Genomic DNA, 15,482 nt, shown 5'->3' with positions numbered 1-15,482 from the left:
CCGCCGCACGGGCGGTGAACCGGCGGCCGTGACGGCCGTGACGGGCCGCCCTCAACGTCACCCTGCCGGCAGCATGAACACCATCACCAGGACCAGCACCGGCGGCAGCAGCGAGAAGCCGGCCAGCCAGGCACGCAGGACCGACCAGCGGCGGGTCCACGGCAGCAGCCAGGCGGCGAACCAGGCGCCCGTGGTGAGGATTCCGCCGATGAACAGGGTGCCGTAGATCAGGGACAGGGCGGTCGTCAGCGCCTGCGAGCAGTCGTCGGGCCCGCAGCCGTCGGTCGCCATGACCGACATCGCTGCGAGCAGCACCGCCCACGGGGTCAGGACCGCCCCGAGCACGGTCGCGACGGTGGGGGCCACCTAGGCGCGGCGGTCCCGCTCGGCCCGGTACTGCCGGACGGACGGTGCGGCGGCGGGGCGGTGAGGGCTCATGGGAGCAGTGAAGCCGCGCCGCGGCGGCCGGCGCACCAGCGCGGGTACTCAGCCGGGCGCGCGCCCGTACTCATCCGGGCGGCCGCTACCTCCGGCGGACGCCCGCCTCCTCGCCGTACTCGCCGAGGACGATCACGTCGAAGGCGGCGCCGAGGAAGACCTTCACCGCGCGCAGGGCGTCACCGAGACGGTGCGGGTGACTGCCCTGGACGGCGGTCGCGCCGGCCGGCCGGACCGGCGGCGGGGCTGGGTTGACGGTGGCTGCGCTCATGTCTCCATGGTTGCTCTCCGGCCCCGGAACGGGCATCGGCCGCAGGGACCGGTCCGCCGGGCCCCGTGGTCCACCTCGGGGACCGGTCCGCCGGCCCCCGGGGTACGCCTGCGGTACGAGCCGTCCCCCGCAGGCAGGACGGGCCCGTCCCCTAGGGCCTGTCGTTTGGATCATGTCGGTTTCGCGGGGCGTGGCACGCACATCTGCTGCGTTGTCGTCGGTTGTCGACGCTCCGCGTCGCCGCCCTCCTCCGCCTTGCAGCTGCACGCACCACGCCCCGCTCGGGTGGGCTGAGAAGCGCTGCGTCTCCCAGCCGACCTGATCCAAACGACAGACCCTAGGGGAGGCGGACACGACGGGGGTCGCCACGACCGAGGAGCGCACCCGACCGAGGAGCGCACCCGACCGGGGAGCGCACACATCCGGGGAGCGCACACGACCGGGGACGCGCGTGGCGCGTAAATCGTTTGGAGACCGCCGGGCCGCCGCCCTAGAATCTCCGCTCTTCCCCGCCTCCCCTCGCGGAGCGCCGCCGCCCGGACGGAAACCGGCCGGCACGACGCAGCACCCAGCAGCGAGTCATCGCAACCAGCCAGCAGGCCCACCGGAGGCACCCCCTTGTCCGCGTCCACGCCCGTGCGCGATTTCGTGAACGACCCCGCCGACGACCCCCTCTCCCGCGAACGCGCCCACCTCTCCGCCTCCCGGGCCGCACTGCGCGCGATGCGCGAGGACGTCGAGTCCCTCGACATCACCGACGTCACCGCGAACTGGGTCAACGCGGCCGTGCTGGAACGCCAGATCGAGGAGCGCATCAAGGCGCTGGCCGACCTCAGCGACACCCCGCTGTTCTTCGGCCGCCTCGACTACCTGCACTCACCCGGCGCCGGACAGGCCGAGGGCGCGGAGGGCGAACGCTTCTACATCGGGCGCCGGCACGTGCACGACGCGGACGGCGATCCGATGGTGATCGACTGGCGCGCGCCGGTGTCGCAGCCGTTCTACCGGGCGTCCCGGAAGGACCCGCAGGACGTCGCGCTGCGCCGCCGCTTCGGCTACACCGGCGGCGACCTCACCGCGTACGAGGACGAGCACCTCACCGACCCGGCGGAGGCGACCACCACCAGCAGACTGCTCCAGCAGGAGATCGAACGGCCGCGCGTCGGCCCGATGCGGGACATCGTCGCCACCATCCAGCCCGAGCAGGACGAGATCGTACGGTCCGGCCTGTCCGGCAGCGTGTGCGTGCAGGGAGGTCCCGGGACCGGGAAGACCGCCGTCGGCCTGCACCGGGTCGCCTACCTCCTCTACGCCCACCGCGAGCGGCTGGCCCGCACCGGCACGCTCGTCGTCGGCCCGAACCGGTCCTTCCTGCACTACATCGAGCAGGTGCTGCCCGCGCTGGGCGAACTGACCGTCGCGCAGGCGACCGTGGACGACCTGGTGGCGCACGTGGAGGTGCGCGGCACGGACGACGCGGCGGCGGCGGTCGTCAAGGGGGACGCACGCATGGCGCAGGTGCTGCGCCGGGCGCTCTACTCGCACGTCACCATGCCCACCGAGCCGGTCGTGGTGGTGCGCGGCTCACGCCGCTGGCGCGTGGCGGCGTACGAACTTCAGGACATCGTGCGCCAGTTGCTCGACCGCGACATCCGCTACGGCGCCGCCCGCGACGCACTGCCGCAGCGCATCGCGCACGCCGTGCTGGTGCAGATGGAACGGGCCGGGGAGGCGCCGGACGACCGGGTGCAGGACGCGGTGGCCCGCAACAGCGCGGTGAAGGCGGCGGTGAAGGCCGTCTGGCCGGCCGTCGACCCGGCGAAACTGGTGCTGCGGCTGCTGAGCGACGCGGAGTTCCTGGCCGAGCACGCCGAAGGGCTGCTCGACGAGGAGGAACGCAAGGCGATCCTGTGGGCCAGGCCGGCCCGGTCGGTGAAGTCGGCGAAGTGGTCGTCCGCGGACGCCGTGCTGATCGACGAGGCGGCCGACCTGATCCAGCGCACGCACTCGCTCGGGCACGTGGTGCTCGACGAGGCGCAGGACCTCTCCCCGATGCAGTACCGGGCGGTGGGCCGCCGCTGCACCACCGGTTCGGCGACCGTCCTCGGCGACCTGGCGCAAGGCACCACGCCGTGGGCGACCCGGAGCTGGCAGGAGGCGCTGGAGCACCTGGGCAAGCCGGACGCGGTGGTCGAGGAGCTGACGGCCGGTTTCCGCGTCCCGACGGACGTCATCGCCTACGCCTCCCGGCTGCTCCCGCACATCGCGCCCGGTCTGACCCCGGTGGCGTCGATCCGTGAGAACCCGGGCTTCTTCGAGGTGCGCCGGATCGAAGACGCCGGCGAGGTGGTCGACGCCTGCCGCGAACTGCTCCGCAACGAGGGCTCGACCGGCCTCATCGCGGCGGACGCCCGCGTTCCGGAGCTGGCGGAGCGGCTGGCGGCGGCGGGCATCACCTTCGTCGCCCCCGGTGAGGAGACGACGCACGATACCCGTCTCACCCTGGTCCCGGCGTCCCTGGCGAAGGGCCTGGAGTACGACTACGTGGTGCTGGACGAGCCGCGCGCCGTCGTCGACGCCGAGCCCGACGAACGCACCGGCCTGCGCCGCCTGTACGTGGCCCTGACCCGAGCGGTCTCCGGCTTGGTCGTCACCCACGCCGCGCCGCTGCCGGAGCAGCTGGGGTAGCGGCAGCGGGGCGACCGGCGCGGCCCGCTGCGGCCGTGGGAGGGGATGCCGCGGTCGCGGGAAGCAATGCCGCCGGGGCGGGCCGCACGCGCGGACCTGCACGGCGGCGGCCCAGCCGCTCAGCCGTCCAGCGCGTCCCGCCAGGCGGCGACGGCCTCCGCCGACACCGGCCCGTCCCATCCTCGGGGCCGGGCCGCACCGCCGATGTGGAAGCCGTCGATCCCCGCGGCCAGCAGCTGCGGCACGTGCTCCAGCCGCAGCCCGCCGCCCACCAGCAACTGCGGCCCGTACCCCGGCTCCCCACGCCGCCCCGCCTCGGCGAGCAGCGTCGGCAGCCCCGCGTCCACGCCCTCGGCCGCCCCGGCCGTGAGGTACGTGTCCAGCCCCGGCAGCCCGTCCAGCCGCTTGCGCAGGGCGTCCCGGTCGGCGGCCCGGTCGATCGCGCGGTGGAAGGTCCAGCGGCAGCCGTCCAGCTCGCCGACGACCCGCTCCACCGCCGCCAGGTCCACGCACCCGTCCGCGTCCAGGAACCCGAGCACGAACTCCTGCGCACCGGCCGCGCGCATCTCGCGCGCCGCCCGCACCAGACGCTCGACGTCGCCCGCCGCGAAACCGTCCGCGAGCCGCACCATCACCCGTACCGGCAGGTCCACGGCCGCACGGATCTTCTCGACGGTCGCCGCCGCCGGCGTCAGCCCGTCCGCCGCCATGTCGGCGACCAGCTCGAGGCGGTCCGCACCTCCGGCCCGGGCAGCGACCGCGTCCTCGACGTCGAGGGCGATCACCTCCAGGACTGCACGCTTGCTCATGGGACCCCATTCGTCGGGCTCGGTCGGCTCTACAGGTCTAGTCCAATCCAAGCCTACGCCCGACCGTCCGGGCCCCTCACCCCGGCTCACCCGCCGAAGATGTTCAGCTCCTGCGCCTCCACCCCGGCCAGTTCGTACGCCGCCGCGTGCACCGGCCGTCCCGTGTACAGCCTGACCAGCGTCGGCCCGTCGCCGATGTAGCGCGCCGGAGGCCGCTCACCCGAGAAGTCGCCCAGCCGCAGCGGCTCGTCGGCGTCGTCCAGGTCGGCGTGGAGCGGGAGGTGGCCGCGCCGGCCGGTCACCTGCGCCAGCAGGGTGAGCGCGTACGGCAGTCCCGCGCCCGCGTACGCGCCCGGCTCCCCGAGTGCCTCGCGCACATCACCGGCGTGCACCCACTCGCCGAGCGCGAGGGCGTCCAGCGCCCCGCCCGCCCCGGCGATCAGCGGCCCGGCCTCGGTCATCCCGCGCTCCAGCTCGTCGACGACGCGCTGGTCGCTCCATTCGGCCCGCTCGGCGATGTCCCGGTCGTTGGCCTCGGGCGAGAACACGCCCTCCTCGAACCGGCGCTCCCGCACCCGCGTGAACGCGGCCGCGCAGTGCGCCAGCACGTCCCGCACCGTCCAGCCCGGACAGGCGGCCACCGGCAGCGCGAAGTCCGCGTCGGCCCGCCCGCGCAGCAGCGGGACCAGCTCGTCCCGCTCGACGGCCAGCAGCCGTCCGGGCAGTTCCGGGTCCCGTACGTCGTGCACATCCGCAGGAGTCGTCATGCCGTCCACGGTAGGGCCTGCCGGGCCGATCGGGCCCGGGGCGCGGCGCAGGGCCTGCCGGTGCCCCCCGGCACCGGCAGGCCCTGCTCGTCCTCTCACCCGGCCGTACGTCAGAAGGTCAGGCTCCAGGAGTCGATGTACCCGGTGTCGCCCGAGTAGACGTCGGTCACCCGCAGCTGCCAGGTCCCGGACGCCGGCACGGACGAGGCGTTGACCGTGTACAGCGCGACGACGTGGTCGGCGCTGTCGGAGGAGCTGGTGTTCTTCAGCGTCCACGAGGTGCCGTCGGGCGCGAAGAGCTGGACCTTCAGGTCACCGCGGTAGGTGTGCTTGATGTCCACGGAGACCTTGAGGTCGGACGGCGCGTGGCCGCTGATGCCGCTCACCGCGATGTTCGAGTAGACGTAGCGGCCGTCGGCGTCCGGGATGTTCCAGTTCTCGGAGTTGGTGAAGACCTGGCCGCCCGGGTCGGTGCCGCCTCCGCCGAGCGCGTCGAGGGTGCGCGCGGCGTCCGCGAGGCCGTGGCCGCAGCCGCCGGAGCAGGAGCCGGGCAGGGCACGGGCGTTGTTCTTGAGGGCGGCCTCGACGGCGCTCGGGGTGAGGGCCGGGTCCTTCTCGTGCATCAGCGCCGCGAGGCCGGCGATGTGCGGGGCGGCCATGCTGGTGCCCTGGTAGGCCCGGTAGGTCTCGGAGCCGGGCGTGGTGGTGCTGCTGTTCAGCGTGGACAGGATGCCGTTGGCGGAGCCGGCGGCCGTCTCGCCGCCGGGCGCGGTGATGTCGACGATCGAGCCGTAGTTGGAGTAACTCGCGCGGTTGCCCTCGCGGTCGCCGGCGGCGACGGTGACGACGTTGCCGCAGTTGGCCGGGGTGAAGCCGGAGGCGTCGGTGTTGGAGTTGCCGGCGGCGACGACCACGGTGGTGCCGCGGCTCACGGCGCCGTTGATGGCGTCCTGGGTGACGGTCTGGCAGGAGCCGGAGCCGCCGAGGCTGAGGTTGATGACGTCGGCCGGGGTGGGGTTGGACGGCACGCCGGGCACGGAGCCGCCGGAGGCCCACACGATGGCGTCGGCGATGTCGGCGGTGCTGCCGCCGCACCGGCCGAGGACGCGGACGGGCTGGACGGACGCGTCGAACGCGACGCCGGCCACGCCCTTGCCGTTGCCGGCGACGGCGGCGACCGTGCCGGCGACGTGCGTGCCGTGCCAGGAGGAGTTGCTCGCGCGGGAGCCGGAGTAGCACTCGTTCTCGAGCGTCCAGTCGCCCTCGTCGCGGGGGTTGCCGTCCCGGCCGCCGCCGTCGCGGGCGCTCCAGGCGTCGGAGATGAAGTCGTATCCGGCGACGACGTTGGCGTCGAGGTCGGAGTGCGGGACGTGGCCGGTGTCGATGACGGCGACGGTGACGCCCTGGCCGGAGGCGCCGCCGGTCCAGGCGTTCTCGACGTTCATGCCGGCGGTGGCCTCGAAGAGGTCCCACTGGCTGGAGTAGTACGTGTCGTCGGGGCCGGACATCGCGTACATGCGGGTGTCGCGGGCGACGTACGCGACGTCGGCGTCGGCCTCGAAGGTGTCGATGACGTCCTGGAGGGAGCCGCCCTTCAGTTCGTCACCGAGGTCGACGAGCGCGGCGCCGGTGCCCAGCCGGCGTTCGAAGGCGAGGCTCTCGCCGGCCCTCACGCCCTTGGCCCGGGCGTCCTTCCTGGCCTCGGCGTCGGACCTGGCCTCGGCGGCCTTCTTCTCGTAGCCGACGATCAGGCGCTCGACGGGGGCGTCGTCGGCGGCCTTCGGGGTGGCCGGGGCGGGCTGTGCGGCGGGCGCGGCGACGGCCGCCGTCAGTCCTGAACCGAGGAGCGCGGCCGTCGTCACCGCCAGCAGGGATATGCGCAGGCGTCTGGAACCGTTCAAGGTGGGGCTGCCTTTCACGAGCTGGGGCCGGACACGCGGCACCAGCGGTGGTTCTGTCCATGACAAACACCCGGGCTTGCCCCGGCAGGCTGCCTCGGGGGAGAGAACAGGTTCGGCAACCTGGTGGGGGGCCGCGGGCAAGCACGACCGTCTCGGCCGAACGCGCCCGCAACGGCGTGCGGTGCACTGGTTGAACGTTCGGCGAACCGGTGGCAGGAACCTACGGCCGCCCCGGGAACCCCACTATCCGGAAGCTGTTGCCTACGGATACGCAATTAACTCCGGGGCGCCCGCGCGGTCCGTGCGGCCGTGGAGCCGTGCGCGTGCGCGCCCCGTGTCCGGGCCGGCGTGGCGGGCGGCGCCGCCGTCAGTGCAGCTCGGCGAGGTCGCCCAGGACCCGGGCCGCCGGCGCCGGGTCGACCAGCCACTTCAGGTGGCTGCCGCCGAGGGTGCGGACGTCGTACGGGTTGTCCGGCGTCAGCTCGTCGCCCTCGCGGATCAGCCGGTCCTGCATGGCGAGCGGCATGCTCGCGTCGTCGGCCAGCCGGACGAAGGTCTTCGGGACGCGGCCCCAGGTCGCGGCCTGCGCCCGGTCGGCGGAGGTGCCGACGTCCAGGTTCTCGTCGGGCTGGAAGGTGTTGAGGAAGGTCAGGAACTCCTCGTCGGTGCCGTCGGCGAGGAAGGCCGCCTTGAACGCCGCGAGGGCGGCCGGGTCCGCGGTGCGGAAGTTGACGCGGAGCAGGCCGAGTTCGGCCGGGTTCCCGGCCATCGCCAGGCCGAGGGAGGCGGCGTCGACCGTGGCCATCTCCGGCTCGGCGTAGTAGTCGTTGACGTCCAGGGCGACCGGGCACCAGGCGGAGACGTAGACGATCCGGTCGATCAGGTCCGGCCGCGCGTTGGCCGCGGCCGTCGCCGTGACGCCGCCGCGGCTGTGCGCGACGAGGATCACCGGGCCGTTCCCCTTGGCCCGCTCCAGGATCCCGATCAGGTGCGCGGCGTTGTCGGCGAGCGTGACCCCCTTGATCGCGCCGGGTGCGGTGGCGAGCCCTTCGGGGTCCTGCGGTGCCTGGTAGGCGCGGGTGTAGGTGGCACCGAAGCCGTGGCCGGGCAGGTCGACGGCGACCGAACGGTGCCCGAGGAGGCCGAGTTCGGCCTGCAGCGGCGCGAAGGAGAAGGAGTTCGCGAAGGCTCCGTGGACGAGGACGAACGTCGGTCGCGCCTGACTGGGCATGCCCCGGTCTCCCTGATGTCGGCCGCACGCGGGCCACGGCCGGGCGGGAGGTCCCGGTGGGCGGCGTGCGGAGAATGGTTCGCGCTCGGGCGGATCACCCTACCCAGCGGAAGATCATCCGTACTACACCGTTTCCGGACCATCCCGTTTCCGGCCACCCCGTATCCAGCCACCCCGCATCCAGCCCGCCGTATCCGGCCGCGCCCGCCGGCGGGCCGGCACCCCGACCGCCGCCTCCCTCCCCCCACCGGGGACGCGGAGCGGCCACGCACGCGGAACACGGCGACAATGGCCCCATGGCCGACACCGATGCCCTGCGTGCCCGATTCGCCCGCGCCCTGGAAGGCGCCCGCGGCCCCGGCGGCGGCCCCGACCCCGCGCCGTACGCCGACAACCTGCTCGACCGCTGGCGCGAACCGCAGCGGCACTACCACACGCTCGACCACCTGACCGCCGTCCTGGACCACGTCGACGCGCTGGAGGAGTACGCCGACGATCCGGACGTGGTCCGGCTGGCCGCCTGGTTCCACGACGCCGTCTACCTGCCCGACCGCTCCGAGAACGAGGAGCGTTCCGCGCGCCTCGCCGAACGCGCCCTCACCGAGGCCGGGGTGTCCGCGGACAGGACCGCCGAGGTGGCCCGGCTGGTCCGGCTCACCGTCACGCACGACCCCGCCGACGACGACCGCGACGGCCAGGTGCTGTGCGACGCCGACCTGGCGGTCCTCGCCTCGCCGCCGTCGGCGTACGCCGCCTACACGGCCGCCGTCCGCGAGGAGTACCACTTCGTGCCGAACGACGCCTTCCGCGCGGGCCGCGCCGACGTGCTGCGCCAACTCCTCGCGCTGCCGCGCCTGTTCCGCACCCCGTACGGGCGCGAGCACTGGGAGGCCACCGCCCGCTACAACCTGCGCGGCGAGCTGGAAATCCTGTCGACCGCACCTCCGGCCCCCGCCTAACCTGCCCGTCATGCATGCCTTGGGAGCGGAACAGGTGGAGGAAGCCGTCGCGCACTGCGTGGCGGCGCTGGAGCCGGTCGCCGACCGCGACTGGGAGGCGGTGCGGGCCGGACGGCTGGAGTGGGACTGCCGGGAGACGGCCCTGCACCTGGCCGAGGTCCTCATCGGATACGCGAGCCAGCTGGCCGAACGCGCCACCGAGGGCTACGCGCCGTTCGAGCTGCGCTTCGTGGACGGCACCGACAACGCGGGCGTGTTGCGCGTGCTCCGCACGACCGGCGCCCTGCTCGCCGCCGCCGTCCGCACCACGCCGCGCGCCGTGCGCGCCTTCCACCCGTACCCGTTCCGGCACGCCAACCGCGAGGGCTTCGCCGCGATGGGCGTGGCCGAGGTGCTGCTGCACACCCACGACATCACCGAGGGCCTGGGCGGCACGCCGTACGAACCGCCCGCCGAGCTGGCCTCGTTCGTCCTCACCCGCATCTTCCCCGAGGTCCGCCCCGGCCCCACTCCCTGGCGGACCCTGCTGTGGGCGACCGGCCGCGGCGACCTGCCGGGCCGGGAGCCCGTCACCGGCTGGCGCTGGAGCAACAACCCGGTGCTGCGCTCCGAGCGGCTCACCCTGGAGGGCGTCACCCCGGCCGCCGCGGCCGATCTGGCCCTCGGCGGGGACGGCGGGTTCGACTGGGTGGCGTCGGGGCCGTTCGAGGGCACGCGCGAGGGTGCCGGGATGCTCGTCAAGCAGTACGAGGAGGGCGTGTTCCGGCCGGAGTGGGCCATGTACGTCCTGGTCGGCCGTGCGGACGACCGCGCGGTGGGCGCGATGGGATTCCACGGCGCGCCCGCGGCGGGCGAGGTGGAGATCGGCTACGACCTCTCCGTGGACGCCCGCGGCCGCGGCTACGCCACCGAGGCCCTGCGCACCCTGTCGGCGTGGGCGCTCGACCAGGACGGTGTGCACACCGTGCGGGCGGTCGTCGAGGACGAGAACGTGCCGTCGCGGAACGTCGTCGCCCGGGCCGGTTTCACCGAGGTGTCCCGGCAGGACGGGCAGATCACCTACGAACTGCGCGGCTGAAGCGCGCCCTTGCGCCGCCGCAGCCCCGCCCCGTGCAGCAGCCGCACCACCTCGCGGCTGCTGACCTCGACGGCACCGGCGCGCACCACGTCGGCGTACCGGTGCTCGGGGATGTCGTAGTGGTCGCGTTCGAAGGCGCGGCGCGGTACGCCCAGCCGGTCGGCGAAGGCGTGCAGTTCGTCGTAGGAGAGGTCGCTGACCAGGTGGGACCACATCCGGCCGTGGCCCGGCCAGGTGGGCGGGTCGATGTAGACGGTCACGAATCGGCCGCTCCGCCCGTGGCCCGGCCCAGCGCGCCCACGGCCGCGACCTTCACGCCTGCCTTGTGGCACACCCAGTGCGGATCGGGGCCGAGTTCGGGCTGCACCTCCAGCGCGTGCGGATCGCCGGAGCCGCACACCGGGCACAGCGGCCAGCGCCCGTAGCGCTCCAGCAGCGCGTCCTGCACGTCCTGGGCGACCAGGCCGGCGAGGAAACCGGCGCCCTCCGGCCACTGCTCCACCCACCAGCGGCGGTGCGTGACGGACTCCTCCACCAGGGACACCACGTCGGCCTCGGCGACCTCGCGCGCGACGAGGTCGGCGAGGACGAGGGCGCGCGCCGCGTGCAGCGCCTGCTCCAGCGGGCCGACCGAAGGGGCGCCCGTTCCACCGTGGGGGTCCATGCCCCTATTGTGCGCACTCTTGACCGCACGGCCGAGCCGAAAATATCTTTCATACTGTGACCAATGAAGTGAAGGAAATTTTCGCGGGTGGCGGCTCCCCCGCCGCGCTGCCCGCTCCCGCCGCCCTCGCGGCCAAGGTGCGCACGCTGGCGCCGTCGATGACCCGCTCCATGCAGCGGGTCGCCGAGGCCGTCGCCGACGATCCGGCCGGCTGCGCGGCCCTCACGGTCACCGGCCTCGCCGAGCTCACCGGCACCAGCGAGGCCACCGTCGTCCGCACCGCCCGCCTGCTCGGCTACCCCGGCTACCGCGACCTGCGGCTGGCCCTGGCCGGCCTCGCCGCCCAGCAGCAGTCCGGCCGGGCGCCCGCCATCACCACGGACATCGCGGTCGACGACCCCATCGCCGACGTCGTGGCCAAGCTCGCCTACGACGAGCAGCAGACCCTCGCCGACACCGCGGCCGGCCTGGACACCGTGCAGCTCACCGCGGCCGTGGCCGCCCTGGCCGGCGCCCGCCGCACCGACGTGTACGGCGTCGGCGCCTCGGGTCTGGTCGCCCAGGACCTCACCCAGAAGCTGCTGCGCATAGGCCTGCTGGCGCACGCCCACAGCGACCCGCACCTCGCCGTCACCAACGCGGTGCAGCTGCGCTCCGGTGACGTGGCGATCGCCATCACCCACTCCGGGACGACCGGTGACGTCATCGAACCGCTGCGGGTGGCGTTCGAGCACGGTGCGACGACGGTGGCGGTCACCGGCCGCCCGGACAGTCCCGTCACGCAGTACGCCGACCACGTGCTGACCACGTCCACGGCCCGCGAGAGCGAGCTGCGCCCGGCCGCCATGTCGTCCCGCACCGGCCAACTGCTGGTCGTCGACTGCCTGTTCGTCGGGGTCGCCCAGCGGACGTACGAGTCGGCGGCACCGGCGCTGGCCGCGTCGTACGAGGCGCTGGCGCACCGGCACCAGGCGGCGCGCAAGGGACCGTAGCGCCGCGTCGTCGTGGAGATCCGCAGTGTCCGTGACTGAGCTGCCCCTGCGCGGCGGGGCCGTACCACGACACGGCCCCGCGCCCCAGGACATGCCGACCACCCCAGACCGGAAAGACACCGCCATGACTGCCACCCCCCCGAACGAGGACCTCCGCTCCCAGCTGGAGACCATGACCACCGAGGCGTTCCGCCCCGAACTGGCGGACGTCGACCGGCTGCCCACCCTCGACATCGCCCGGCTGATGAACAGCGAGGACGCCACGGTGGCCGGCGCCGTCACCGAGCAGCTGCCGCGGATCGCCGCCGCGATCGACGCGATCGCCGACCGGATGGACCGGGGCGGCCGGCTGGTCTACGCGGGCGCGGGCACCGCCGGCCGGCTGGGCGTGCTGGACGCCTCCGAGTGCCCGCCGACCTTCAACACCGACCCGTCCAGAGTCGTCGGCCTGATCGCGGGCGGCCCCGACGCGCTGGTCACCTCGGTGGAGGGCGCCGAGGACTCCCGCGAGCTGGCCCATGCGGACCTGGCCGGGCTGGGACTGACCGCCGACGACACGGTGGTCGGCATCTCCGCCTCCGGCCGCACCCCCTACGCCATCGGCGCCGTCGAGTACGCCCGTTCCCGCGGCGCCCTCACCGTGGGCCTGGCCTGCAACCGGGGCAGCGCGCTGGCGGCGGCCGCCGAGCACGGCATCGAGGTGGTGGTGGGCCCGGAGTTCCTCACCGGCTCCACCCGCCTCAAGGCCGGTACGGCGCAGAAACTCGTCCTCAACATGCTGTCGACGATCACGATGATCCGGCTGGGCAAGACGTACGGGAACCTGATGGTCGACGTGCGCGCCTCCAACGACAAGCTGCGGGCCCGCTCCCGCCGTATCGTCGCCCAGGTGACCGGGGCGGAGGACGACGCCATCGAGCGTGCCCTGGCCGCCACGGACGGCGAGGTCAAGAACGCCATCCTGGTGATCCTGGCCGGCGTGGACGGCCCGACGGCCGCCCGTCTCCTCGGCGAGTCCGCCGGTCATCTGCGCGCGGCGCTGGCCAAGGCGCAGACGCGCGACTGACCGCGCGGACCCGCACCCGTGCACGCTGGGATACTGGACCCACCCGACACGGAGACCACCATGAACCACGCGCAGCTCACGGCCCTGGGCCGCGCCCTGCGGGTCCTCGGTGAGCACGGCGAGGCGCTGTCCGCCGACACCCCGGACGCCCGGCTGCACGAAGTGAAGGACGACCTGCGGCGCGCCCTGGACCTGCTGGAGGAGAGCGTCACCACGGCCGCGCCCAGCACCCGCTGCGCCGAGCACCCCACGGGACCGGTCGACGAGAGCGCCCCGGACCTGTGCCTGCTCTGCGAGACCCGCCGCCGCGCCGCCCGCCGCGCCGAGTTCAACGGCCCGGCCCCGCAGCACCGGCCCGCCGACCCCGCCCCCTCCCGGTACGGGGTGCGCGGGGACCGGCCGCAGCCGCAGCAGCGCTGGCTGCCGGAGCTGTGGAACGGCCAGGCGTGGCAGCTGTGCGGGACCCCGCGCCGGGACCGGCGCGAGGCGGAGCTGTACATCGCGGCGCAGCGGCGCGGGCCCCGGCCCGCCATGGCGTACCGGATCGTGCACGAGTTCACCGACTACGAGGTGTTGCGCGTGTGGGGGACGCCGGTGCGGGTCGACATCGAACCGATGGGCAACGCCTGACCGCGGCCTTCTGCGGGCAGCGGCTGCTCACCGCAGCGGCAGCGGCTGCTCACCGCAGCGGCAGCGGCTGCTCACAGCAGGGGCAGCGGCGCGAAGTCGTGGCCGTCCCACAGGCGGCGCGAGACCTCCTCCGGGTACGGCGCCACGGTGGGCTCCGCGTCCAGCACCCGCACCGGCCGGGTGCCGGTGTCGTACGCGGGCCAGCCTGGGTCGCCGGTCCGGGCGAACGCCGTCCAGGCGGCGCGGAACTCCGCCGACAGCCGGCGGGCCTCGTCCGTCGGCTCGGCCCCGGCGAACAGCAGCAGCCCGAGGTCCGCCTCGAAGGTGCCGAAGAGCAGCGGGATGTCCAGGCCGTGGCAGGCGCCGAGGGCGCCGTTCTCGCCCGGGGCCGGCCAGGTCAGCTCGTAGAGGTGGGCCCGGCCGCCGCCGGCGGTCTGCGCCTCGGCCAGCCGCAGGGTGGGCATCGCGAACAGCCAGTCCGTCTGGACCCGTTCGCACAGGTCGGAGGCGGACGCGCCGGGGAAGGCGGCGCGGTAGGCGCGTTCGCCGTCCGGGCCGGGCGCGTACATCCGCAGGGCCGCCATGGCCTGCTCCTCGGTGATCCGTCCGAGGCGGCCGGCCAGCGCCAGGAACAGGCGGAACTCGTCCCGGTTGTGCCCGGTGAGCAGGTCCACGTCGCGGGCCGCCCCGGCCGCGAGCGCCTGCCAGGGCGTGACCGGCAGGACGTCGCCGTCGACGACCGGCGCGTACGGCGTGGCCGTGGGCGCGGCCTGCCCCCAGCGGTCCGCGTACTGGATCATCCGGGCGCCGAGCGACTGTCCCACGGCGGTCAGCTTGGCCGGGTCCACGGCGGACAGCTCCGCCACCGTCGGCCGCAGTCCCGCCTCGGCGGCGAGCGCGGTGCCGATGTCCCGGGCGAGGGCGTCGGAGAAGTAGGTGCCGGGCACGCTCTGCGCGATCGCCCGGTGGAACAGTCCGGCCGCGCGGTCCATGGCCAGCAGCGCCGCGACGGAACCGGCGCCCGCCGACTCGCCGAACACGGTGACCTGTCCGGGGTCGCCGCCGAACGCCGTGATGTTGTCCCGCACCCACTCCAGGGCGGCCACCTGGTCGAGCAGGCCCCGGTTGGCGGGCGCGCCCTCGATGTGGGCGAACCCCTCCATGCCGACGCGGTAGTTGAAGGTGACGACGACGAGGTCGCCGTCGTGTGCGAGGCGCGAGGCGTCGTAGCCGGGGCTGCCGCCGTGGCCGAGCCGGTAGGCGCCGCCGTAGATCCACACCATGACGGGGCGGCGGGCGGCGGGGACGGGTTCGGGCGTCCAGACGTTGACGGTGAGCCAGTCGTCGCCGGCGGGGACGGCGGGGACGGTGCGGCCCTGGACGAAACCGGGTTCCTGCGGGGGCGGCGGGCCGAACGCGTACGCCTCCCGCACGCCGTCCCAGGCACGCCGCGGACGCGGCGCGGCGAACCGGGCCTCACCGACCGGCGGTTCGGCGAACGGTATGCCGCGGAAGACCGACAGGCCCTGCTCGTGGCGTCCCCGTACGGCACCGGAGGCGGTGCGCACCACGGGTCCGGCCGGGTCCGCCGGCGGTCGGGGCGTGGACGTCGTCATCGGGGTCTCCTCACTACGAGCCGGTGGGACGGGCGGGCGACGCGTGTCCGTCCGCCTCGGCCGCCGCCCGGTACGCATCCGGGCGGCGGCCGCCGATCGGTCAACGACCCTACGCCTGCGCCCCGGTGGCCTCGGCGGCGCGGGCCGGGTCGGCGGCGGGCAGGGCGTCGGGGCCGGCCGGACGCTGCCGCGGGATGAACGCGGCGATGGCGAAGCCGACCAGCGCGGCCCCGGCGCCGAGCGCCAGGACGGTACGGAAGCCGTCCTCGCCGGGCAGCACGTGGGAGCCGAACCGCGTGGTCATTCGCGCCGTAGGTGAAGCCGATGCCGGCGCCGATGACGCGGAACGCCGGCACGAAGTGCCGGACCTGG

General features: G+C 74.5%; 16 protein-coding genes. 6 read left to right on the top strand and 10 right to left on the bottom strand.

Translation table 11 applies throughout. The features are described from left to right. Window positions 1-57: 57 nt before the first annotated feature. Both FGW31_RS19120 and FGW31_RS19115 read right to left on the bottom strand, forming a co-directional pair. Window positions 58-345: a hypothetical protein gene (locus tag FGW31_RS19120; protein ID WP_233452522.1), complete on the bottom strand. Its 288-nt coding sequence runs from the start codon at window positions 343-345 to the stop codon at window positions 58-60. A 178-nt stretch (window positions 346-523) separates the two neighbouring features. Then, on the bottom strand, window positions 524-709 hold the full coding sequence (locus tag FGW31_RS19115; protein ID WP_161174926.1) for a hypothetical protein: 186 nt from the start codon (window positions 707-709) through the stop codon (window positions 524-526). A gap of 618 nt (window positions 710-1,327) precedes the next feature. Between FGW31_RS19115 and FGW31_RS19105 the strand changes: the two genes are divergently transcribed. After that, window positions 1,328-3,397: a HelD family protein gene (locus FGW31_RS19105; protein WP_202432023.1), complete on the top strand. Its 2,070-nt coding sequence runs from the start codon at window positions 1,328-1,330 to the stop codon at window positions 3,395-3,397. A 119-nt stretch (window positions 3,398-3,516) separates the two neighbouring features. On the opposite strand, the gene FGW31_RS19100 is transcribed toward FGW31_RS19105, so the two are convergent. From FGW31_RS19100 to FGW31_RS19085, 4 genes are all read right to left on the bottom strand, one after another. Further along, a complete protein-coding gene (locus tag FGW31_RS19100; RefSeq protein WP_142194657.1) occupies window positions 3,517-4,206 on the bottom strand; it encodes a copper homeostasis protein CutC in 690 nt (229 codons plus the stop codon). An 86-nt stretch (window positions 4,207-4,292) separates the two neighbouring features. Next, window positions 4,293-4,973, bottom strand: a complete 681-nt coding sequence (locus tag FGW31_RS19095; protein ID WP_142194656.1) for a maleylpyruvate isomerase family mycothiol-dependent enzyme — start codon at window positions 4,971-4,973, stop codon at window positions 4,293-4,295. Window positions 4,974-5,083: 110 nt separating this feature from the next. Then, entirely contained in the window at window positions 5,084-6,874 is a 1,791-nt protein-coding gene (locus FGW31_RS19090; RefSeq protein WP_233452521.1) for a S8 family peptidase, read from the bottom strand. 367 nt (window positions 6,875-7,241) lie between these two features. Further along, on the bottom strand, window positions 7,242-8,105 hold the full coding sequence (locus FGW31_RS19085; protein ID WP_142194655.1) for an alpha/beta hydrolase: 864 nt from the start codon (window positions 8,103-8,105) through the stop codon (window positions 7,242-7,244). A 296-nt stretch (window positions 8,106-8,401) separates the two neighbouring features. Between FGW31_RS19085 and FGW31_RS19080 the strand changes: the two genes are divergently transcribed. Together FGW31_RS19080 and FGW31_RS19075 are read left to right on the top strand one after the other, a co-directional pair. Beyond that, complete coding sequence (locus tag FGW31_RS19080; RefSeq protein WP_142194654.1) at window positions 8,402-9,064, top strand: HD domain-containing protein; 663 nt, start codon at window positions 8,402-8,404, stop codon at window positions 9,062-9,064. Window positions 9,065-9,074: 10 nt separating this feature from the next. Continuing rightward, the gene (locus FGW31_RS19075) at window positions 9,075-10,142 is read left to right on the top strand and encodes a GNAT family N-acetyltransferase (protein WP_142194653.1); all 1,068 of its coding nucleotides are present in this window, start codon (window positions 9,075-9,077) and stop codon (window positions 10,140-10,142) included. On the opposite strand, the gene FGW31_RS19070 is transcribed toward FGW31_RS19075, so the two are convergent. Together FGW31_RS19070 and FGW31_RS19065 are read right to left on the bottom strand one after the other, a co-directional pair. Beyond that, window positions 10,124-10,402, bottom strand: a complete 279-nt coding sequence (locus tag FGW31_RS19070; RefSeq protein ID WP_142194652.1) for a DUF4031 domain-containing protein — start codon at window positions 10,400-10,402, stop codon at window positions 10,124-10,126. The genes FGW31_RS19075 and FGW31_RS19070 overlap by 19 nt on opposite strands. After that, window positions 10,399-10,806, bottom strand: coding sequence for a hypothetical protein (locus FGW31_RS19065; RefSeq protein ID WP_142194651.1), 408 nt, complete (start codon window positions 10,804-10,806; stop codon window positions 10,399-10,401). Before FGW31_RS19065 ends, FGW31_RS19070 begins: the two co-directional genes overlap by 4 nt. Window positions 10,807-10,862: 56 nt before the next feature. On the opposite strand from FGW31_RS19065, the gene FGW31_RS19060 reads away from it, so the two are divergent. The 3 genes from FGW31_RS19060 to FGW31_RS19050 all read left to right on the top strand — a co-directional run bounded on the left by FGW31_RS19060 (window position 10,863) and on the right by FGW31_RS19050 (window position 13,494). Beyond that, entirely contained in the window at window positions 10,863-11,798 is a 936-nt protein-coding gene (locus tag FGW31_RS19060; RefSeq protein WP_142194650.1) for a MurR/RpiR family transcriptional regulator, read from the top strand. A gap of 124 nt (window positions 11,799-11,922) precedes the next feature. After that, window positions 11,923-12,864 carry an N-acetylmuramic acid 6-phosphate etherase gene (gene murQ / locus FGW31_RS19055; RefSeq protein ID WP_142194649.1) on the top strand — a complete coding sequence of 314 codons (942 nt, stop codon included), beginning with the start codon at window positions 11,923-11,925 and terminating at the stop codon, window positions 12,862-12,864. Window positions 12,865-12,924: 60 nt separating this feature from the next. Next, window positions 12,925-13,494 carry a hypothetical protein gene (locus FGW31_RS19050; RefSeq protein WP_142194648.1) on the top strand — a complete coding sequence of 190 codons (570 nt, stop codon included), beginning with the start codon at window positions 12,925-12,927 and terminating at the stop codon, window positions 13,492-13,494. 71 nt (window positions 13,495-13,565) lie between these two features. Here FGW31_RS19050 and FGW31_RS19045 read toward each other — a convergent pair whose 3' ends face one another. Together FGW31_RS19045 and FGW31_RS19040 are read right to left on the bottom strand one after the other, a co-directional pair. Next, complete coding sequence (locus FGW31_RS19045) at window positions 13,566-15,110, bottom strand: carboxylesterase/lipase family protein (RefSeq protein WP_142194647.1); 1,545 nt, start codon at window positions 15,108-15,110, stop codon at window positions 13,566-13,568. A gap of 109 nt (window positions 15,111-15,219) precedes the next feature. Continuing rightward, window positions 15,220-15,414, bottom strand: a complete 195-nt coding sequence (locus tag FGW31_RS19040; RefSeq protein WP_233452520.1) for a hypothetical protein — start codon at window positions 15,412-15,414, stop codon at window positions 15,220-15,222. Window positions 15,415-15,482: the final 68 nt, after the last annotated feature.

This window comes from Streptomyces calvus (genome assembly GCF_006782915.1).
In the GTDB taxonomy this organism is placed as follows: Bacteria; Actinomycetota; Actinomycetes; order Streptomycetales; family Streptomycetaceae; genus Streptomyces; species Streptomyces calvus.
Note: the sequence above shows the minus strand (reverse complement) of the source record. Positions and strands in the feature narration are given on the sequence as shown.